The sequence below is a fragment of the Komagataeibacter oboediens genome (genome assembly GCF_003207815.1).
GTDB lineage: Bacteria > Pseudomonadota > Alphaproteobacteria > Acetobacterales > Acetobacteraceae > Komagataeibacter > Komagataeibacter oboediens.
Genome location: NZ_NKTX01000002.1, coordinates 194,796 through 215,613, shown reverse-complemented (window position 1 = coordinate 215,613; position 20,818 = coordinate 194,796). Strand labels below are relative to the sequence as shown.

Here is a 20,818-nt window from a genome sequence, read left to right as displayed (position 1 = left end):
GTTCCGCTTGGAATAATCTTGCCGCCTTGCCTGACACCATTCGATCCATCGGTCTTAGAAAGTGGGCTCACACAGGTCAGTGCCCATAACCGTTGGTATTAGACTCAGGACCTATTAATTGATTGAACTGAGCCTACCTCCTCGCCTGCCATCGCACAGATCCGACCTTTTCCGGCTCTGCCGGATGGCGATAGCAAAGCTGCCTGACACGGCGCGTCTGTCCTTCTCCCCAAACGACGATCCACCATGGCAACGAAGTTAATTCCTGTGATCAATGTGCAAAATCGCATATCGAGAGTGGCACAACCTGAACCATGACGGGAGAACACACCCTCCATGTATTATGGCAAGAACGCCTTTTCGCTGCTGTTACGCTACACGCTCGCCCACGAGATCGAGGAATGGGGCTGGGAAATCGGGGACCATACGTATGGTGCCAAGGGCTCTCCCATCATCATAGAAGCCGAATATGCTGGCCTGAAGATCGGGAAATACTGCTCCATCGCCCGCGAGGTGCTGATGATCCTGGGCAACCACCGCCCGGATACGGTCACCACCTACCCATTCAAGAACCAGTGCAATTTCTGGCCAGAAGCGACTGACGCGACCGATGACCATTCCACAAAGGGGGATATCGTCATCGGCCATGACGTGTGGATCGGCGCACGGGCCAATATCATGTCGGGCGTGACAATCGGGTCTGGCGCGATCATCGCCACGGCGGCGGTGGTGACAGGGACGTGCCGCCTTACGCCATCGTGGGCGGCAATCCGGCCCGGGTCATCAGATACCGCTTCCCCGACGAGATCATCAGGCGAATGCTGGCACTGGCATGGTGGGATTGGCCCGAGGCGGTCATCCGTGCCCGGATGCCATTATTGATGAGCGATGATATCGAGGGGTTCCTGCGCGCATACGAAGATGTTCCGGTATAGCGCTTCGGGTGTTCATGCGAGATGAACCGTTTCCGGATAAAGAAAGCGGGATATCCCCTTTCCCGGCCATGACATCACCATCATGACCGGCAAAAGGATTGATATTACAGACCCAGCGTACGTTTCAGGCCCGCGCAGTACGCATCCATGAACCTGCGTGACAGTTCCGCATCCGGCACGAACATGTCGAATACATGATAGGCCCCCGGCACGACCATCACTTCGGTCGGCACGCCCGCAGCCATCAGGCGGCGGCTGTAGTCCAGGTCTTCACACAGGAACAGGTCCATCGACCCGACGCCCACAAAGGTTGGCGGCAGGCCGGACAGGTCCTTGGCCCGCGCGGCAGAAGCATACGCCGGCGTGTCATCGCCCCCTGCCGCAGCCCCCAGATACGCTTCCCATGCATATTTATTGGCCGAACGGGTCCAGACATATTCACCAAAATCAGGCGCGGGATCGACCTTGGTGGCCGTACGGTCGTCCAGCATGGGATAGATCAGCAACTGATAGGCCAGCCTGTATTCCTTGCGGTCGCGCGCCATCAGCGCCAGTGCGGCGCTCAGTCCGCCACCGGCACTTTCGCCCGCAACGACAACCTTGTCACGGTTGATGCCCAGTCCGGCCGCGTTTTCATGCACCCACTTCAGGGTGGCATAACAGTCCTCGATCGCGCCGGGATATTTGACTTCCGGCGCCAGACGGTAGTCGACCGAGACAATGACAAATCCCATCTTGCTGGCCAGCACCTGACACTTGGGGTCATCGACCTCCGGATGGCCCGAAACCAGTCCGCCGCCATGGATATAGACCATGGCCGGGGCATTGGGGCGCCTGACGCGGGGACGATAGATCAACACACGTACATCTGGTGCACCTGCGGGGCCAGGAATGTATTCTTCCTGCGTTTCGACATCCGGCAGGGGGCGTCCCTCGATCAGCCTGACCGCCGTCATGAATATCTCGCGCACTTCCGGCAGCGACCGCGCGGACAGGCCGTCAAACGACGGCATTTTTTCCAGGATCGGAAGAAATTCGGGATTTACGACATTCTTGGGCATGGTGAAGCGGGTCCTCTTCAATCAGAAGCCGCCCATGGATGGGGCGTCTTCACTATGCTCGAGGGTCACGCACGCAAGCGTGATCAACCATGACCGACATCAAATAATTTTCTCTGTATTTGTATATAAAATATAAAATTATGGGTTTTTCTTATCTGTTATATTTGGAAAGAAATTCATTTTCATAATTTATATTTTCCATGCAGATATGAAATATTATTCCATTTTAGAAATGGAAAAACCGCCCACCCGCACGATGCCGGCAAGGTGATACCCCGGCCCCCTCCCCCGCCGAACCCGACGCCCGGTATCGACGTTTCCCTGTTCTTGTGCCGGATGACAATGGGACACAAGACCAGCGAACAAGAACTTCTGCCTTTTTTTATGGGCATAAATTCACACATGAGAACGCATACTTCCCCACGGCATCAATAAACCATATATTCCTGCACCTTACAAAAAATAAAAGTTCTCATTCCAAATTTTTATATATAGCCTGTTCGCGTTCTCGATAAGAAAGGTTCAAGATTGGCGAACATTACGGCACTTGTTCTTGATGCAGCCCTGTTTGTTCTTCTGCCATGGGGTGTATGGCGGCTGGTGCATCGGGCCATTCCCATTGTCGTCCTGCCGATCCTGCTCGGGATCGTGCTGGCCGTCATGCACGCGCCGGTGCAGGCAATCGGCATTCCGTCCGTCTACGGCAACAACCTTGGCTGGCTGGCCGTGCTGGTGCTGGCATTTACCGCCGGACTGGAAATGTGGCAGCCGCCCGATGCCAATGCATCCGCCCATACCATTCCCCCACCGCCGCTTGGCCGCCTGCTGGGGGGCGCGCTGGTGGCACTGGGGGGGCCGTTCGTGATTGGGTCCGTCCTGGTCTATTATTTTTTTCTGCCGCTGCATGGGTGGCATCCGCCGCATGTGGGCCGCCTGATCGGATCACTGGCCATTGGCCTGTGCATCGCGGTCAGTGCCCTGCCGGTGCTGATCGGGATCGTGCGTGAGCTCCCACCGCTGCAACGCTCGATCGGGCAGCTTGCGCTCAAGCTGGCGGTGGTTGATGACGCGGCACTGTGGATCGGACTGGTCATCCTGCAGTTCGCCGCCCGCGGGCCGGCCGCGCTGCATGGGTGGACCGGGCTGGAAGGGGTGGCGGTCATCCTGCTGGTGGCACTGGCGGTTATCAGCAACTGGGCGACGCGCAACATGCGCAATCCGCCCCTGCCGGTTATCTGGACGGCGGTGCCGGTCTATCTGGCCGCCGGGTCATGGGCCAGCATGCAGCTTGGGCTGCATGAACTGATCGGGGCGTATTTTGCCGGTGCGCTCATGCCGCCACGGTGGGTTGCGCGCCTGCCGGTAGAACAGGTCGGGCGCTTTTCGCTGATCTGGCTGGCGCCGATGTTCTTTGGCCATAGCGGCCTGCACATAAATGGTGATGCGCTGACCTGGCCCTCCGTCACCGCGTCGCTACTGCTGGTGGTCATTTCCGTGCTGGCCAAGATCGGGTCGGTCTATGCCTTCCCGCCCGCGCCGGGACTGACGCGGCGGCAGGCGCTGGGCGTGGGCGCGCTGCTGCAATGCAAGGGGCTGATGGAAATCGTGGCCGCCACCATCCTGCACGCGCAGGGCATGCTGTCGGATTTCGCCTTTGCCTCCCTCATCGTGCTGGCGGTGATCTCAACCGCCCTGACCGGCCCGCTGTTCCGGCTGTTCGCCCCACGCACGGGAACTGACCAATCATCTATTCCGGGGTAATGTCATCCAGCCGGTCCAGACGCCACAGCCCGGGGAACATCCGGATCCACGCAATGGTTATGGCCAGCGTGCCGATCCCGCCCAGCGCGACCGAGCCAACCGGCCCGATCATGCTGGCCACCATCCCGCTTTCAAATTCCCCCAGCTGGTTGGATGACCCGATAAACAGCATGTTCACCGCCGAAACCCGACCCCGCATGCTGTCGGGCGTGCGCAACTGGACCAGCGCGCCGCGCACCACCACACTGACCACATCCGCCGCCCCCAGAACCGCCAGCGCCACAATGGACACTGCCATGGAACGCGACAGGGCAAAGACCACCGTGGCCACGCCGAACACCGCCACGGCCAGGAACATGCGTGCCCCGGCATGACGGTTGAGCGGCCGCCACACCAGCACGACGGAACAGACCACCGCCCCAACGGCTGGCGCCGCCCGCAAAAGCCCCAGCCCCACCGGCCCCGCATGCAGGATGTCACTGGCGAAAACCGGCAGCATGGCCGTCGCCCCACCCAGCAGCACGGCAAACAGATCCAGCGAGATGGCCCCCAGCATGTCAGGCCGGGCGCGCATGAAATCCATGACTTCGACAAACGTGGCCAGCGACAGCGGCACCCGTGGCCGGGGAACGTAAGCCAGACGGATGCGCAGCGTCCCCATGCAGGCACAGGCAAAGCCAAGGGCGCAGACAAGATAGCACGCCCCCGCCCCCGCGCCGTACAGCAGTCCCCCCACCGATGGTCCCGTCACCGCCGCCGCCTGGAACAGGGAAGATGACACCGCCGCCGCACGGGGAAAGACATGCGCGGGCACAAGGGAGGGCAGGAAGGTCTGCTGGCATGGCATTTCGAACGCGCGCGCCGCGCCAAACACCATGACCATGACATAGATCATCCACGGCGTGGTCCAGCCGCCAAATGCCCCGATGGCCATGAACAGGGCGGACAGTGCCTCGATGCACTGGCACGTCACCACGATCAGGCGGCGGTTGAAATGATCCGCCGCATGCCCCGCCGGCAGCAGCAGTCCCGCCATGGGCAGGAACTGCGCCAGCCCCACCAGCGCCAGCGCCGTCGTACTGTGGGTCAGGGCATAGATCTGCCACCCCACCGCCACGGCCTGCACGCAGGCGGAAAAGGACGATGCCGTACGGGCGGCAAGGAACGCGGGCAGGCCCGGATGCCGGTGCAGGGGCACGGTGTTCATGGAGTGTTCGGCAACAGGCGGCGGCGGTGGGACGGAAGCAGAAGGCATGATGCCGTCACCCTAACAGCAGCCGCGAAAAATATCCTGCGCTTTCGTCCTGAAAAGTACGTTCACGTGTTTGCAAATCAGCCCCGATACGGGCAAAAGCTGTTCCATGACAGACCCTGTAGAGCATGCAGCCGTGCCCGGCACGGCAGGGGACGTAACAGGCGCACGTGACTGGCTTGATATCCGGGCCGGCACGGTCGTGGATGCACGCCCCGTGCGCGAAACGCCACGGCATACCTTCCGGCTGACCATTGATTTCGGTCCCCATATCGGGATCCGGTCGTCGGTCGTGCAGGTCAACCACCGCTATGTCCCCGCCCGGCTGATCGGTCGCCAGATCTGCGCGGTCATCAACGTGCCCCCGCGGCAGGTTGGTTCGCTGCGCAGCGAAGTGCTGACACTGGGCATGCCCGACAGCAATGGAGAGGCCGTCCTGATCCGACCCGACGACCGTGTTCCCGATGGAGGAAAACTTTTCTGATGGCTACAAGCTACGCAACCGTAACATGGGACCAGCTGCACCGCGATGCCCGCCAACTGGCCAGCTCGCTGATGGCCCGTGGCCCCTTCAAGGGAATCGTGGCCATCACGCGTGGCGGCATGATCCCTGCCGCGATCATCGCCCGTGAACTGGACTGCCGCCTGATCGACACCATTTCCGTCGTGACCTACGACGAGGAAAAGATGGGCGAATCCAACGTGGTCAAGACGGCCGACGCGGCGGGCGATGGCGAGGGATTCCTGATCATTGATGACCTGGTGGATTCCGGCGTCACGGCCCAGCTGGTGCGCAAGATGCTGCCCAAGGCATTCTTCGCCTGCCTGTACGCCAAGCCGGCAGGGCTGCCGGTTACCGACATGTTCGTGGTCGAGGTCCCGCAGGACACATGGATCCTGTTCCCGTGGGATACGGCACCGCTGTTCATCCCGCCCCTGGCCAGCCAGCCCACCGAAAAGGCCTGATCGGAACACCCGTTTCCCATCACACGCCTTGTTGTTCGCCGCGCCCGTCCTCACTGCTTGCCGCAGGGACGATGGGCGCGGTATTTTTTTTGCAAGAATGTGCTTGCCAGAACAGCAGTTGCCACATAGGTTCCCGCTCGTGGTCGCGGGGCGTGGCGCAGCCTGGTAGCGCGCGTGTTTTGGGTACACGAGGCCCCCGGTTCGAGTCCGGGCGCCCCGACCATATCCAGGGAGACGGATAGTAATGCGAGCCCGGATTTACAGGCAGTCCAAGCCCTCCACCCAGTCAGGGCAGGCCCGGACCCATACGTGGGTTCTGGAATACGGGCAGAGCCGCCCCCGCCATGTCGATACCCTGATGGGCTGGACAGGTAGCGCGGACACCCCGTCGCAGCTGCGGCTGCAGTTCCCCGATCAGGATAGCGCGGTTGCCTACGCCACGCGGGAAGGGATCGCCTTCGATATCGAAATTCCGGCCCCGCGCCTCCGCCGCCCCAAGGCCTATGCCGATAATTTCCGTTATGACCGGATCCAGAACTGGACGCATTAGGCCCGATCTGGCACAAGCACAGGCTCGCGCCCTTAGCTCAGTTGGATAGAGCAACAGCCTTCTAAGCTGTGGGTCGCTGGTTCGAATCCAGCAGGGCGCGCCAGTTTTCAATGACTTGGCGTCCGGAAAGCTTGCACGGTTTGCTGTGCATTATGGCCCATTACGGTTCTGCCTTATCCCAGATGGCCCCATGTAGCAGCGACGGAGGCTATCTTGCTGGTCTCCCGCTCCTGATGCTGTTCCCACAACTGCATGCCCGCGATCGTGCCCTCAGTGCAGCGTGGCAGGTAGATGTCGATGATCCGTTGGCAATAATCGATCTCATGGCTGCTGATCGAAGCGATCTGGGGCGTCGTGGCCCCTGCTTCTGCCAGGCAGACGATACCGGTGCGGCGCAGGTCACGGCGTTGCCTGTGATTTTCCCCAAGCTGCTCCCTGACTACTTCTTTCGAAAAGCCTTCACGTAAAAGCTGTCCGGCCGCCCCTTGCGCCATTCCGGCCATGACCTGCCCCCATGCATGGCTGAAATTGCGCCGTGCCCACGTCCTTCCAGTTGGGCCCGCGGTTTGGCCTTCAAATGCAGCCGACGACATTCCCCTGCTGAATTGCCGTTTCCTGATCAATCTGACGCATGCTGTCAGGCAAGTGTCCCGTCAGACATTCAGCCACCAGCCCTTGCGCCCCTGATTGGTGCGCTTCATGGATCACGGGCGCGTAAGTGACGAATCAGGCTGTAGCGGTCACTCCGGGGTAATGGCCAGTTTTCCGTTGACGTGGAACATGGAGCACGCCCTTCCCATCTGCTGAGCGTGCGATGAAATCCGTGCCCTACCCCGGCTTCCGTCATGGCCAGAACCGCATGCGGCCCGCAACCCCGCCAGAACCGATGCGTTACATATGCAGGCGGCCGGACGGTGCTGACAGGCCGGCGGAAAGTTTTCATTAAGAAAAATAATGATAAGTTTTCAATATGTCATTTTATTTTTATAATTTTTAAATAATATTCGATTATTTTTATAGATCAACAAACAATAAATTATTTATTATATTGAATTATATTCATGTAACAATTTTTTTACTCAGGATATTCAGAACATGACAGGAAGACCATGAAAAAAACGATCCTGTGTCTGGGCATACTGGCTGTAACGGGATGCGCCACCAGACCTGCCGAAATCAATGCGCAATATGTGAACCCCGAACCTTACATGCGGCAAAGCTGTGCACAGCTTGCCCTGCTGGATGAAACGGATACGCAGGCGCTGGCTGCAGCGAGTCCCCAGCGCACGACATACGCCCGGCCTGTCCAGCCCGGTCAGTTGAAAGGCGAACTGGAAGCCGTCCATACGGCCGAACGTGGCAAGAACTGCGTGGGACGGTATAATGCAGCGGATTATGACAGCACTGGCGCGGTCTATCCTGACAGGGTCCTGTCCGACCGTCCTGTCCCGGTGGAAACGACCATCCCCGCCCGCAACACCATCCAGACCGGCACCAGTCCGGACACAAGCATGAACACTGGCACTGGCACTGGCACGCTTACGGCACATTCCTCCGTCGCGGCGCAAAAACTGTCCACCCCGACCTATACCACGCCAGCCACCCGCCAATCCGGTTACCCCACGCCAACCATGCCGGTCCCGGCGGCGGGCTATACAACCTCGCCATCCTATTCCGCCAGCCCGTTCCAGTAACCTGTCGGGACATCAGGAAGACGTTTCTGGTGATGCTTTTTTCAAAAAAGATGAAGGAGCGCCGCCTTTTTTGAAAAGGCGACGCCCAGAAGCTTCTTCTATTTTCCAATCGGCTAACAACAGGGAACACAATCCTCAGATCGTGCTGAGCACCCCGCCATCAACACGCACCGATGCCCCGGTGGTGGCGGAAGCCTGCGGGGACGACAGGTAAACCACCATGTTCGCCACTTCATCAACTGTCGCGGCACGACGAATGATGGAGGAAGGACGGTGTTCCATGACGAATTCCGCCGCAACTTCCGTCAGCGGCTTGCCCGTCCTTTCCTGTTCCGGCTTCAGCATGTCCGCCAGCCCTTCGGACAGTGTGGGCCCCGGCAGCACGGAATTCACCGTCACCCCGGTTCCAGCCATCCGTTCCGCCAGGCCACGCGCCACAGAAAGCTGCGCCGTCTTGCTGAAGCCATAATGGATCATCTCGACCGGAATGTTCAGCGCGGATTCCGAGGATATGAACACCACCCGCCCCCAGTTCCGCTCCTTCATGCCCGGCAGATAGGCACGTGACAACCGCACGCCGGACATGACGTTCACCTCGAAAAACCGGCTCCAGTCCTCATCCGGGGTATCGAAAAAATCCTTTGGTTCAAAAATCCCCAGATTATTGATCAGGATATCGCATGACGGGTGTGCAGCCACCAGCGCGGCACATCCCGCCGCCGTGCCCAGGTCACCTGTAAACCCCGTGGCTTTCCCCGCGCCAAGGGCGGACAGTTCCCGCACCGCCCGTTCCACCGCTGGCGCCTTGCGTCCATTTACCACCACGTCCGCTCCGCTTGCGGCCAGTCCCCTTGCGATGGCCAGCCCGATGCCGCCGGTTGATCCCGTTACAATGGCCGTGCGGCCCGTCAGGTCAATGTGCATGGTCTTTACCTTCTGCAATATCTGAAAACGGGCCGCATCGTACACCAGACAATATCCCAGACAACCGGCCCGGCGTCCGCCATGCGGCATGAACGGACCGGCGGCGCGGCCTGTGCTGTCCATTCCGGCGGCATGGCGTTCAAACCCTCGTGATGACCATGCAGGGATCGCATTGCCTGCAACGTCACTCCCTGCCTTGGCTGCAGGCGCATGCGGGGGCGCATATCCCTCCGGGCGTGTCCCTGCCCTGTGTCTGGCGCGCATTGACAATATACCGATGGATATAGTCACGATGGGGAGAGCATTCCCCATACAGGTCGCCCCTGCCCGCAGCGTTCCCTAACCAGACAACCTGTTGCCGCGTTGAGGGAACGCAAACATTCGTCCGGTAATAACGCGACGGCCTGCAAACCAGCCACAAAGGATATGACACCATGAGTCCCTATCGCACCATCAACCCGGCCACGGGAAAAACGGAAAAGGTCTTTGACCTGCATGACGACAAGGTCATGCTGGCAAAGCTGTCCACCGCCCACCAGTTCTGGGAAAGCGACTGGCGGCACCGCTCGATCGCGCAGCGCCGCACGCTCATGCTCAAGGCTGCCGACATCCTGCGTCGGGACAAGGAAAAGCATGCCCGCCTGATTTCCATTGAAATGGGCAAGATCCTGCCCGAGGCCATTGCCGAAATCGGACTGTCCGCCGACATCCTCACCTATTACGCGGAAAAGGCCGAAACCTTCCTCGCCCCGCGTGAACTGCCGGTGTCGCAGGGCCATGCAACCGTGACCAGCGAACCGCTGGGCATCATCTATTGCGTGGAGCCGTGGAACTTCCCCTATTACCAGCTGGCCCGCGTCGCCGCCCCCAACCTGATGGCGGGCAATGTCGTCATGGTCAAACACGCGCCAAGCGTGCCGCAATGCGCGGAGGCATTCGAAGCCCTGTTCCGTGAAGCGGGCGTGCCCGAAGGCGCCTATACCAACCTGTTCATTACCAATGACCAGTCGGAAAAGCTGATCGAACGGCCGGAGGTGCGTGGTGTCGCCCTGACCGGCAGCGAACGCGCGGGCAGCGCCGTGGCGGCACAGGCCGGCCGGGCGCTGAAGAAAAGCACGATGGAACTGGGCGGTTCGGACGCGTTCATCGTGCTGGATGATGCCGACCTGGACAAGGTCATGCCCATGGCCATCCGCGGCCGCATGTCCAATAACGGTCAGGTCTGCACATCCGCCAAGCGCATGATCGTCCACAAATCACTGGTAGGGGAATTCACCGACCGCCTGAAAACCGCCGTCAATGAATTCCAGTATGGTGACCCGCTGGAACAGGGTGTCACCCACGGCCCGATGAGCAGCCAGGCCGCCATGGAACGTGCCGTGTCCCAGGTGGAAAAGGCTGTATCGCACGGGGCAACTCTGGTTGCAGGCGGCAAGCCGATCGACCGCGAGGGCTTTTTCATGAAGGCCGCGATCCTGACCCATATGACCAAGGACAACCCGATTTTCTACGAGGAAATCTTTGGCCCGGTCGCCATCATCCATTCCGTGGACAGCGAGGATGAAGCCATCGCCATGGCCAATGATTCGCCCTACGGCCTTGGTGGCTCCATCCACACCGGTGACGTGGAACGCGGGCGTCGCGTGGCGGCACGGATCGATACCGGCATGGTGTTCGTCAACGCCGTGACCGCATCGGCTGCGGATCTGCCGTTTGGTGGTATCAAGAACTCCGGTTACGGTCGTGAACTTTCGGAATTCGGTATTGAGGAATTCCTGAACCGTAAACTGGTCCATACACCCTGATCCAGCCTGATCTGGCCGCCCCCTGTTTCGGCATGGGGCGGTCTTTTCATCCGGCTTACCTGCCTTCCCCTTACGGCAGTCGCCCTACCGGGCCACTGGCACCTACCACAGCACGGGTATGTTTCATTACCAAAACAAGTAATAGAATAACCAAGGATGCAGTAAAGTCAGGCACAGATTCATTTTCCAAAAGAAATTCTAATATATGCCATTCATTGAATTGTATCTTACTGTAACAAAACTAAACATTTTATGTCTGAACCGACATGAAATGTATCCATCATTATAAACTGCCTTAATTTTTTATATTTTGCATGCCAGAAGCATTCGCATGCGCATTGTCTACATCATCAACAGCCTGAATGGCGGCGGCGCTGAACGCCCCCTGCCCGATGTCGTGGCGCAGATGCGCCGATGCGGGCATGACGTTCATGTCCTCGCCCTGGCGCGCAAAGCCGGCAATGCGACGACATGGCTGGAAGAAGCGGGGATCGTTTACGATATCCTCTCCCCAAATCCGGACAGGTTTGCCAGTTTCCCCACCACCCTTGCCGCCATCCGCCGCCATGCCCCGGACCTGATCTGGACATCGCTGACACGGGCGACCCTGTATGGACAGATGGCGGGCATCATGCTGCGCAGGCCGGTGGTCAGCTGGCAGCACAATGCCTATCTGCGCCCGTGGAACCGCTGGACCCTGCGCGCCACGCACAGGCTGACGGATCTGTGGGTGGCGGATTCCCGCTTCGTTGCGAAATGCACGGCCCGGCAACTGCATGTTCCCGAAGGCGACATCATTCCCTGGCCCCTGTTTACGGCACAGCCCGACATGCCGCAGGCCACGCCATGGGCCGGACCGGGTGACGGGCGCGTCTTCCGCCTTGGCACGCTGGGACGGCTGGAAAAGCAGAAAAATTATGGCCTGCTGGTCGAGACAATGGCCTATCTGCGTGACCATGCACCGCAGTGCCGCATCCATCTTGATATCGGTGGCGAGGGCTCCCTCGCCCCGCAGCTACGGGCCCGGATTTCGGCACTGGGGCTGCGCAACGTCACTCTGTCAGGGTTCCAGACCGACCCGTTCGCCTATTGCGCCGGGCTGCATGGCTATGTGCAGCCTTCGCATTTCGAGGGGCTGTGCATCGCTTTGCATGAAGCAATGCAGGCGGGTGTCCCCTCCATCGTAACACCTGTGGGCGCCATGGCCGATATTGTAACGGATGGGCAGACAGGCCTGTTCGTGAAACCCGCCACGCCAGAGAACCTCGCCACCCTGCTGCTGCGGCTATATGATGACCCTGCCCTGTGCGCCAGACTGGGGGCGGCGGCCCGGCAGCGGGTCCTGTCGACTTATGACCTGAAAACCGTGACGGCACAGGCCGCTGCGGCCCTGACCCGGGCGGAACACCTGACCCATGTGCCGCGCGTTTCCCGTCCCTGAAACCGGAGCCCCCTTTCCGGGGACACCTTCATCCATAGACGTTCAGGGAACCTCACCTGTTTGAAACAGGGCGTCACCCGGCGCCCCTTGCTGTTGTCTGTCAGCCGTTCCGCGTGAAAGACACGCCTGAACCAGCCCCTATCCTTTGAGGTGGAATATGACCGGCAGCGTGACCTTCGCGCCGTCCGTCGCGCCCCCCTCCGCCGTGCAGCGAACGTTGCGCGCGGCGGCAAGGGCTGTCCTGTCCAGATCATCATAGCCCGTGCTGCTGCGCAGGCTGGCCTGTGCCACCTGTCCCTGCGCCCCGATGACCAGATCCACCATCGCGGTGCCCTCTTCATGCATGTGCCGGGCCATGGCCGGATAACGCCATGCAGGCGGCGTGCATTGTAGCGAAGACACAGGCCGGGCCGCCGAGGCAGGCGGTGGCGCATGTCCAACAGCAGGGGGCGCGCTGGCAGGTCGCGTGCCGGACGCAGGCGCTGCGTGCGGGGGCGGGACCGATGTGCCGCGTGGGCCGACAGCATGTCCTACCGCCCCCCTGGGAGATGCGGTGGGCACGCTGGCGGGAATATGGCGGCTGGTCGCGGCCTCATGCGTTTCCTCGGCCCGCGGCGGCGCGGCCAGTGTGGCTGTGGGCTGTGGCTGTGGCTGTGGCTGTGGCTGTGGCGTAGCCGGTTCAGGAACGGGCGCAACCTCCGGCTGGTCGAAAAAGACCTGAATACTGCTTTTTTCACTGGGCGCATCCGGCGCCTTCGTACGCCCCGGCAACAGCCACGCGCCGATCATGCCATGCCCCAGCACGGCCAGAAGCACCGCCCACCCCGCCACCATGCGCGCCCGGCGGCCACGCATGTGCGCGACTTCGGGGACAAGCAGCCTGCCTGTGGTCCTGTCTTGCTGTTGCGGCACGGTTCCATCCATTGCAGCCGGTATGACGGCCCGCGCCCCATTTGACAAAAAGGGATGCAGCCACGAGAACATAAATCCGTTACCGCCTTATCTTACAACCAGAAAGAGCCAGTTCAATCATGGGCCACGCCCGCCACCCCTTCATGCATGACATGCCTGTGATCCGCTGGATCATGGTGCTGTGCGCGTGCCTGGGGCTGTGGGGACAGTTGCTGATTGAAAGCCGCAGCATGCCGGGGGAACTACCCCGCGGCACCATAATGCGGCTGACGGGGATCGACATCGCCCCGCCGGGACACGCGGCCACCACGGTCCACGCATCCCCCCATCATCACGCCATGATGGACGGCATGCCCGTCCACCCGCATGATCCGCAGCCCCACGCGGGCCACGATCACGCCGATGGGTGCCCGCTATGCCCGCTTCTGCACCTGCCCGCCCTTGCGCTGACGCTCCTGCCCTTCCTGCCCCTGCCCCCGCTGGCATGGGCACAGGCCCGGCATGAGCCGCGACAGCCCCGCGCGCCCCCTGTTCCCGTACTTGGTCTTCCCCCATCCCGCGGGCCACCTTCCGTTTCCTGAACCCATGCGCTGTCGCATGCCCATACGGGCGTGCGCGTTTCCGTTTCCTGTTCAGGACATGAAAAGTGACTTCCATAAAAAGAACGGCCGCGCCCCTTGCCGTGGCCGCAGGCGGCTGCATGCTGGCCGCCTGCCTGCACCCCGTGGTGACACGGGCTGAAACCACCGTAACCCTGCCCGGCCTGTCGATCGAGGACACGGCCGAGGACACCCCCATGGGGGACCGGCTGCTATCGGCCAATTCCCCCTCGCAGGCCGCGCGGACCACCGCGCAGCTGAGCAGCCCCGACACCGCCAACCTGTTTCGCAACCAGATGGGCGTCAGCACCTATGCGGCAGGCGGCCTTGCGTCCCTGCCGGTCATCAACGGTATGGCGGATGACCGCGTGGCGACCGTGGTCGATGGCGTGCGCATTGCCTCGGGCTGTCCCAACCATATGAACCCCGCCCTGTCCTTCATCGACCCCGACAGCGTGGAGACCGCCACCGCCATTGCCGGGATCACCCCCGTCAGCATGGGCGGCGACAGCACCGGCGGCACGATTGATGTCGAACGCAAGAACCCGCAGTTCGCACGCCATGGCAGGATACTTGTGACCGGGCATGTCACTGGCACCTATCGCAGCAATGGCGGCGGCTATGGCGCATCGGGCAGCCTGACGGTGGCCAATGACATGTTCAGCCTGCGCTACAATGCATCCTACAGCCAGGCGGGCGATTACAGTGGCGGCGGGGATGCGGGGATTGTCCGCTCCACCAGCTACCTCACCTACAACCACGACGTGACCTTTGGCCTGCACAAGGACAACCACCTGTTCACCCTGACATTCGGGCAGCAGGACACGCCGCATGAGGGCTTCGCCAACCAGTACATGGACATGACCAACAACCGCTCCACCTATGTGAACGGCAAGTATGTCGGTACCTTCGACTGGGGCGAACTGGAGGCACGTGGCTACTGGCAGCGCGAGGACCACGCCATGGACTTCCTGCCCGACCGCGCGAAGACCACCCACATGCCCATGAACACCAACGCCCGCATGGCGGGATACAGCATAAAGGCCACGATCCCGCTGGCGGAGGGACAGACCCTGCGTCTGGGCAGTTCGTTCGACCATTCCGGACTGAATGACTGGTGGCCGCCCGTTGCGGGCAGCATGATGATGGGACCGGACACCTATCACAGTATCAATGACGGGCACCGCGACCGGCTGGGCCATTTCGTGGAATGGGAAGCGGCATGGACGCCGCGCGTAACCACGCTGCTGGGCTTCCGCAATGATCTGGTCATGATGAATACGGGTCCGGTGTCCGGCTATTCCTCCTCCATGATGAACCAGACCAATGTTGCCGCGGCCAATGCCTTCAACGCCATTGACCGGGGCCGGACGGACGTGAACTTCGACGTGACGGCGCTGGTCCGCTGGAAACCGCGCCGCGACCTGACGATCGAAGGCGGCTATGCACGCAAGACCCGCTCACCCAACCTGTATGAACGCTATGCATGGGGGCAGTCGGCCATGGTCACCAGCATGATCAACTGGTTTGGCGACGGCAACGGCTATGTCGGCAATCCCGACCTGAAACCGGAAGTGGCCAATACCGCCTCCATCACCGCCGACTGGCATGATCCCGACGGGGACAGGTGGGACCTGAAGGTCCAGCCGTACTACACCTACACCCACAATTACGTAAACGCGCAGCGCCTTGCATCGGCGGGCCAGTTCTACACGTTGGGATTCGTCAACCACAATGCCCAGAGCTACGGCATCAACGGCTCGGGCAATTACCGGCTGTGGCAGAACGCCCGTTTTGGCCGGGGGGAGATCGTGGCCAACATCAACTGGGTACGCGGGCAGGATCTGACCAACGGCGCCGGGCTGTATCACCAGATGCCGACCAACGGCAGCGTGTCGCTGAACGAGCGATGGAAAAACTGGAGCGGCCGCGTGGAAATGACCTTCGTCAAGGCCAAGGACACGGTGGACTGGGTCCGCAACGAACCCCGCACCCCGGGCTATGCCCTGCTGGGGCTGGGGGGGCAGTATCACTGGCGCTACATGACGCTGGACGCCAGCATCGACAACGTGCTGAACCAGAAATACGAACTGCCGCTGGGTGGCTGGTCGCTGGCGGATAACGCCGCAACCGGCATGCTGCGCGCACTGCCCGGCATGGGCCGGTCATTCAATGTCAGCCTGACGGCCAGTTTCTGAACGGCCACGATGTTCCGGGCGCCGCCTTTTTACGCAGGGGCGGCGTTCGCCGGTGCCATCTGAAAAAACTTCACCAAAGTCGTCCCTGGAATTTACAGGGCGTTTTCAACCGCCGCTACGGGATTACATTCCCGTGCTCTTTTCAGGCACGGACGGCACGGTAGCAGGCGGGACATCCCCGGTCGCCGTGCCTGCCGGCCTGCGCCCCGGCGCCATACGGCGGAACCACGCCACGACCGGCCGCAGGCAGACAGCCAGCATGATCAGCCCGGCCACGTCGGCCGCCGCCGCCGCCCCTTCCAGATGCCACGCCATGGTCATGCCGTACACCAGCGGCAGATAGGTCAGGGTAACGATGATCCGTCCCTTGAGCACCTGCGACACCTGCCCGATCACGGTCAGCAGCGGTTCCAGTGGCACGACCCCAAGGCCGAGTATCGCGCTGCCCAGCATCAGCATGATCAGGGATCGCCCCCCATGCCAGTGCACATGCAGCATCCATGTCAGCAGGATATTGCCCACCGCCATCGCCACACCCATCAGCAGGACGGAAAAACCGCCGATCATCAGGAATAGCTTGATCGTCACGCGCTTGATGCCATACCAGTCCTGCTCTTCTCGCAGGCGGATGAATTCGGGGTACAGCGCGGGCATCATGAGCTGTGCAGGCTTGGCGATCCCCTCGCCAATCTGGCGGGACACGCGATAGACCGCCGCATCTGCCGGACCAAGGATTCCCCCCACCAGCAGCGTGCCGAACTGGTTGAATACCGACCCCAGCAGGTGGTTGCAGCTGGTGGACAGGGTAAAGCGCCAGATGCCCGGCGCATCGCCGGCCTTAAGCGGTGTAAACAGGCTGAAGCGCAGCGTCCCGCCGGTATGGCGCAGCTGCATCCACCCCAGCCAGGTACTGCTCAGGAACATGATCAGCTGCGTCATGCTCCAGACCAGAAGGTAATAATCCAGCCCCATATGGTACATGAAGCCGATGCCCGACCCCACGGTGCGCACCAGCGCGCCGGACAGGTCGGTCAGCATGGTCAGCCAGAAGGAATTGCACAGCCGGAACACCCCGGCCGACCAGCTTGTGTTCATGAACGCGATGGTCAGCATATAGGCACAGGCCGCCCCCTGATCCGCCGCCGGCCACCCCATATAGGTACCGAACAGCGCAACCCCCAGCGTACCCACCAGCCACCCGAGGCCACCGCTGATGTAATCGGCACGGATGCAGAACGCCAGCACGCGTGAAAACTGCGCCTTGCGGCCATTGGTGAACGGATCCGTACCGTAATGCAGCAGAGGCTGCCACGACAGCAGGTGCGTGGCCTGCGATACGGCAGCCCCGAACGTCGTAACCAGCATCAGCACGCCGAACTGCGACAGCCCCAGGGCGCGCACCGCCCATGCGATATAGACGAAACTGCAGATCGCGTTCGTCGCCCGCCCGGCGATCAGGAAACCGGTATTGCCGAAAATGCGCTTGAGCGCATCCCGTTCAGAAGTGGACATGGGCGATCACACGTACAAAAACCCGCGCCTGGAATGATTCCGGACACGTTCCCTCAGAACAACAGGCGAAAACGATAGCGCAGGCTCCCCTTGCTGGATACGGGCGTGGGTCAGGGCAAACAGGCTGCATCTGCCGTCTGTCATTCGGCGCCGTCCACCCGGGGCACTGTAGTGCGCCGTGGCAGCCGGGGCTAGTCCCTGCCATGCACGTATTGCAACCGGGATGCAACTGGCGAGACCGCCAGCGCCCACCCCGTAACCATGAACAGCCACCCGCCCGAGGGCTGCGTCAGAAACGAACTGGTGGACGCCACCGGCCAGAAAACCAGCGTGGCAACCACCGCCAGCATCAGCCGCTGCGGGTCACGTGCCGGGGTCAATCCCCGCCATATCTGCACCAGCAGGCAGGCAACCAGCGCAATGAACAGTCCCATTGCCGGCATACCCCCCATCGTGCCCATCAGCAGGTAATAGTTATGGGGATGCAGGTTGCAGCCCGTAGCCCCCCCGTGCGGTCCCTCGGCTATGCCCAGCCAGGGCAGGCCATGGAAATAGGTCGGATCAGGGCAGGCATGGCGAAACCCGTCAAACCCCAGCCCGAACCATGGGTGCTGCCTGATCATCACCCCCGCGCGGATGAACAGCATGCCATACGGGCTGTCGGCAAAGGCATGCATGTGCGCGATGAAGTTCACGACCAGCTTGTTATACGCCTGCGGCGCCAGCACGGGCGACAGTGCGACACCGCACGCGCCCAGCACCCCCACGGCCAGCAGCCCGCCCCGCAGGCGCGGCACAAGCAGCCCGGCAAGACCCATCCCCCCCAGCATGAAGAACAGCGGCATGCGCTGCGCCACCAGCACCATGGTCAGGATCAGTCCCAGCAGCATGGCGGCCGCCATGATACGCCCGCGCACACCATCACGTTGCGACAGGCGGATGGCGACGGGAAACAGTCCCGGCAGCGCCGTCATGAACAGCCCGGACCCCACGCGCGGCGCCCATAACGGGCCCAGCAGGGCGCCATCCGCCCACCGGCCATATCCCCATATGTTGCGCCCGCAGATATATTGCTGCCAGCACCCCGCCACCAGCCATATGGCGACACCCCCATAAACCCGCGCCAGAACAGCGCGTATGCGGATATCGGGCAGGACCCATGTCTGCAGGGCGGCGACAAACAGGAAATACCGCCCGAAGCACAGCGACTGCATGACCCCATGCACCTCCTGCGCCACGACAGAAGACACGATGATCTGCCCCCACAGCAGGACCGCCACCACGACCCATGGCTGGCGAAGCCATGTCCAGTGCCGGGTCAGCACGGCATGGATAACAAACAGCACGGCCACCACCGTCAGGACGATTTCCGCCGGGGCCAGCGCATACAGCAGCAGCACCGGCATGGGGATGACAAGGCCGGCGGCAATCCGCCACATCCAGTGTTCAACCTGCTGCATCGTCCTGCGTTCTCCCCGCCCGCGCCAGTTCAGGGGGGATGTATCGCAAGACAGCCCAGCCGCAAAACCGGAACCGCCCGCACATGGTGACGTTCCGGCTGCTGTCATAGCACAGTTGCCCCCACGCATTTGTCAAACCAGCCGAAGACCCGCATTGTGCATGTTGACGCATGAAACCCGGGAGACGCCATATGAAAGACGAAGACGGTATCGTAACCGAACGCAATGTTCTGCTTGGCGAAATACGCACCGACCTCGAACGCCTGTCCAACACGATGGATGACACGCAAACCATCACGGACGAGATTCGTTCCACCATCGCGATGCTGGGCGACAAGCTGGATGCACTGTCCGACCTGATGCGCTGATCCCTGCCCTGCATGGCAGCAGGCCGGCGGGCCCTGATGGGCGGAACAGGCGCCAGCCTGCGCCTGTTCCGCCACGACTGACATCAGGGCGTTTATGGTGACGCGTTTTCCCAAAACGCATTCCGAAACGTCACCTTTTTGAAAAAAGCCGACACTCGGAAATTTTTGTGTTTTGTGTCAATAGGTTGGTTTTAAATACCCGAAACGCCCCACGGCGTTCGATAACGTTTCGGGTAACGCTTTTTCAAAAATTTCGACGCCCGGCCCTATTGCAGGGGCGTCCCCTTATCCAGACGGGCCAGATAGGCGTGAATGGCGTCGATATCCGCATCACTCAGCGCGGCGGGGGGAAAGCCTTCCATGCGTGCGGCGGGCCAGTGCCGGAGCGCGCGCGGGTTGCGCACCAGCGCATGAAAGCCCGCCGGGGTCAGGTAGCGCACGGCATTGACCGGCAGCCCCAGGTCCGGCCCCTTGTCAGCCGTTCCGTTGTCGTTGAGCCTGTGACAGGGCATGCAGTCGCTGAGGAACAGGGTCTGCCCCTGCCATGCGGGATCGCTCCGCGGTAACGTGGCAGGCAGCCCAAGCCCCGGCCACCGGGCAATGGCCGACGTTTCCCCCTGTATCGATACCAGTCGGTCAACCCACTGTTCCTGCCCGATCCGGCCTGCATTCCCGCCAACCCATACCAGCACGAACGGCCCAAGATCTTCCCCCTGCGCCGAATGCCAGGGCCGGACGGGGTCTTCAATGGCGATCCACGGCTGCACGCCATATCCGGCAGCCGTAGTGACCGTATCCATGGGCAGTTCCGCCACGAAGCCATCCACCGCCTCCAGACGCAGGACATCTGGCGTCGTGCCGGAACCCGTCACGGCGGCAAGCGGCACGGCTTCGACCTGCGGGCCGATATGTTCGGGATCGACTGCCAACGTAACCGTGCGCCGCTGCGGCAGGGCCAGTAGGGCCGCGCGGGTATAGGCCTGCCCCTTTGCCTGTCCCGCCGCCGTAACGGCCAGCGTGCCCGCCTGCGTAGCGGCAGTGGCAGGCGCGCCATATGCCCCGGCCATCATAACGACTGCCATGCAGGCAAGGGCTGCCACCATACCTGCCCGTCCGCGCCTGCCCCGCGCCTTTCGGCCCGTAGGGGACTGGCAGGTAGCGCGACCCATCCTGGCCTGCGCGGTATTCTCCCGGACATGGTGCACCAAACCGGGGCGTATCATGTCGGGGGTAGGACAGTCTGGCATTCGTAAGTCCTTGCGATACTGAAACAGACTGTATTGAGATCGTGCCAGCCCGATCACGTCAAGACCGAACCACTGCAACCTGCCTTCCCTGATCCGAGCGGAATGTGTCGGGTCACGCCAAGACGGGACAGCC

General features: G+C 61.6%; 18 protein-coding genes, 2 tRNA genes and 1 pseudogene. 13 read left to right on the top strand and 8 right to left on the bottom strand.

Features of this window, described 5'->3' with window-relative positions; translation table 11 throughout:
• Nucleotides 1-336: 336 nt before the first annotated feature.
• Nucleotides 337-935 (top strand): annotated as a pseudogene (locus tag CFR80_RS02895) (CatB-related O-acetyltransferase).
• Between the two features lie 104 nt (nt 936-1,039).
• Here CFR80_RS02895 and CFR80_RS02890 read toward each other — a convergent pair.
• Complete coding sequence (locus tag CFR80_RS02890) at nt 1,040-1,996, bottom strand: alpha/beta hydrolase (RefSeq protein WP_010512987.1); 957 nt, start codon at nt 1,994-1,996, stop codon at nt 1,040-1,042.
• 528 nt (nt 1,997-2,524) lie between these two features.
• Here CFR80_RS02890 and CFR80_RS02885 point away from each other — a divergent pair.
• Complete coding sequence (locus CFR80_RS02885) at nt 2,525-3,757, top strand: cation:proton antiporter (RefSeq protein ID WP_110507077.1); 1,233 nt, start codon at nt 2,525-2,527, stop codon at nt 3,755-3,757.
• Here CFR80_RS02885 and CFR80_RS02880 read toward each other — a convergent pair.
• The gene (locus CFR80_RS02880; protein WP_029329225.1) at nt 3,744-5,012 is read right to left on the bottom strand and encodes an MFS transporter; all 1,269 of its coding nucleotides are present in this window, start codon (nt 5,010-5,012) and stop codon (nt 3,744-3,746) included. The two genes, CFR80_RS02885 and CFR80_RS02880, sit on opposite strands and share 14 nt — an antisense overlap.
• 106 nt (nt 5,013-5,118) lie before the next feature.
• Between CFR80_RS02880 and CFR80_RS02875 the strand changes: the two genes are divergently transcribed.
• From CFR80_RS02875 to CFR80_RS02855, 5 genes are all read left to right on the top strand, one after another.
• Nucleotides 5,119-5,493 (top strand): tRNA-binding protein, encoded by a 375-nt coding sequence (locus tag CFR80_RS02875; protein ID WP_010512983.1) that lies wholly within the window; start codon nt 5,119-5,121, stop codon nt 5,491-5,493.
• Nucleotides 5,493-5,975, top strand: a complete 483-nt coding sequence (gene gpt, locus CFR80_RS02870) for a xanthine phosphoribosyltransferase (RefSeq protein WP_010512982.1) — start codon at nt 5,493-5,495, stop codon at nt 5,973-5,975. Before CFR80_RS02875 ends, gpt begins: the two co-directional genes overlap by 1 nt.
• Before the next feature lie 146 nt (nt 5,976-6,121).
• Nucleotides 6,122-6,198: transfer RNA gene (locus tag CFR80_RS02865), tRNA-Pro, on the top strand.
• Between the two features lie 21 nt (nt 6,199-6,219).
• Complete coding sequence (locus CFR80_RS02860; RefSeq protein ID WP_010512981.1) at nt 6,220-6,525, top strand: ETC complex I subunit; 306 nt, start codon at nt 6,220-6,222, stop codon at nt 6,523-6,525.
• A 26-nt stretch (nt 6,526-6,551) separates the two neighbouring features.
• Nucleotides 6,552-6,628 (top strand) — tRNA-Arg (locus CFR80_RS02855).
• Between the two features lie 70 nt (nt 6,629-6,698).
• On the opposite strand, the gene CFR80_RS02850 is transcribed toward CFR80_RS02855, so the two are convergent.
• On the bottom strand, nt 6,699-7,019 hold the full coding sequence (locus tag CFR80_RS02850) for a hypothetical protein (RefSeq protein WP_146221608.1): 321 nt from the start codon (nt 7,017-7,019) through the stop codon (nt 6,699-6,701).
• A 615-nt stretch (nt 7,020-7,634) separates the two neighbouring features.
• Between CFR80_RS02850 and CFR80_RS02845 the strand changes: the two genes are divergently transcribed.
• Nucleotides 7,635-8,219, top strand: a complete 585-nt coding sequence (locus CFR80_RS02845; RefSeq protein ID WP_110507076.1) for a hypothetical protein — start codon at nt 7,635-7,637, stop codon at nt 8,217-8,219.
• Nucleotides 8,220-8,354: 135 nt separating this feature from the next.
• Here CFR80_RS02845 and CFR80_RS02840 read toward each other — a convergent pair whose 3' ends face one another.
• The gene (locus CFR80_RS02840; RefSeq protein WP_029329223.1) at nt 8,355-9,143 is read right to left on the bottom strand and encodes an SDR family NAD(P)-dependent oxidoreductase; all 789 of its coding nucleotides are present in this window, start codon (nt 9,141-9,143) and stop codon (nt 8,355-8,357) included.
• Between the two features lie 434 nt (nt 9,144-9,577).
• Here CFR80_RS02840 and CFR80_RS02835 point away from each other — a divergent pair, with 434 nt between their 5' ends.
• Together CFR80_RS02835 and CFR80_RS02830 are read left to right on the top strand one after the other, a co-directional pair.
• Nucleotides 9,578-10,948: an NAD-dependent succinate-semialdehyde dehydrogenase gene (locus CFR80_RS02835; RefSeq protein WP_010512977.1), complete on the top strand. Its 1,371-nt coding sequence runs from the start codon at nt 9,578-9,580 to the stop codon at nt 10,946-10,948.
• Between the two features lie 331 nt (nt 10,949-11,279).
• On the top strand, nt 11,280-12,389 hold the full coding sequence (locus CFR80_RS02830) for a glycosyltransferase family 4 protein (RefSeq protein WP_010512976.1): 1,110 nt from the start codon (nt 11,280-11,282) through the stop codon (nt 12,387-12,389).
• Nucleotides 12,390-12,527: 138 nt separating this feature from the next.
• Here the strand turns inward: CFR80_RS02830 and CFR80_RS02825 are convergent, their stop codons facing one another.
• Nucleotides 12,528-13,313 carry an energy transducer TonB gene (locus CFR80_RS02825; protein WP_181418153.1) on the bottom strand — a complete coding sequence of 262 codons (786 nt, stop codon included), beginning with the start codon at nt 13,311-13,313 and terminating at the stop codon, nt 12,528-12,530.
• A gap of 107 nt (nt 13,314-13,420) precedes the next feature.
• Between CFR80_RS02825 and CFR80_RS02820 the strand changes: the two genes are divergently transcribed.
• Both CFR80_RS02820 and CFR80_RS02815 read left to right on the top strand, forming a co-directional pair.
• The gene (locus tag CFR80_RS02820; RefSeq protein WP_242405458.1) at nt 13,421-13,882 is read left to right on the top strand and encodes a DUF2946 family protein; all 462 of its coding nucleotides are present in this window, start codon (nt 13,421-13,423) and stop codon (nt 13,880-13,882) included.
• 65 nt (nt 13,883-13,947) lie between these two features.
• Nucleotides 13,948-16,098 (top strand): TonB-dependent receptor, encoded by a 2,151-nt coding sequence (locus CFR80_RS02815; RefSeq protein ID WP_110507074.1) that lies wholly within the window; start codon nt 13,948-13,950, stop codon nt 16,096-16,098.
• Nucleotides 16,099-16,221: 123 nt separating this feature from the next.
• On the opposite strand, the gene CFR80_RS02810 is transcribed toward CFR80_RS02815, so the two are convergent.
• Both CFR80_RS02810 and CFR80_RS02805 read right to left on the bottom strand, forming a co-directional pair.
• Nucleotides 16,222-17,610 (bottom strand): lipopolysaccharide biosynthesis protein, encoded by a 1,389-nt coding sequence (locus CFR80_RS02810; RefSeq protein WP_010512972.1) that lies wholly within the window; start codon nt 17,608-17,610, stop codon nt 16,222-16,224.
• 191 nt (nt 17,611-17,801) lie between these two features.
• Nucleotides 17,802-19,070, bottom strand: a complete 1,269-nt coding sequence (locus tag CFR80_RS02805; RefSeq protein ID WP_010512970.1) for an O-antigen ligase family protein — start codon at nt 19,068-19,070, stop codon at nt 17,802-17,804.
• 191 nt (nt 19,071-19,261) lie between these two features.
• On the opposite strand from CFR80_RS02805, the gene CFR80_RS19190 reads away from it, so the two are divergent.
• Nucleotides 19,262-19,438: a hypothetical protein gene (locus CFR80_RS19190; protein ID WP_010512969.1), complete on the top strand. Its 177-nt coding sequence runs from the start codon at nt 19,262-19,264 to the stop codon at nt 19,436-19,438.
• Nucleotides 19,439-19,704: 266 nt separating this feature from the next.
• On the opposite strand, the gene CFR80_RS02800 is transcribed toward CFR80_RS19190, so the two are convergent.
• Nucleotides 19,705-20,520 carry a cytochrome c gene (locus CFR80_RS02800; RefSeq protein ID WP_258367716.1) on the bottom strand — a complete coding sequence of 272 codons (816 nt, stop codon included), beginning with the start codon at nt 20,518-20,520 and terminating at the stop codon, nt 19,705-19,707.
• Nucleotides 20,521-20,818 lie beyond the last annotated feature (298 nt).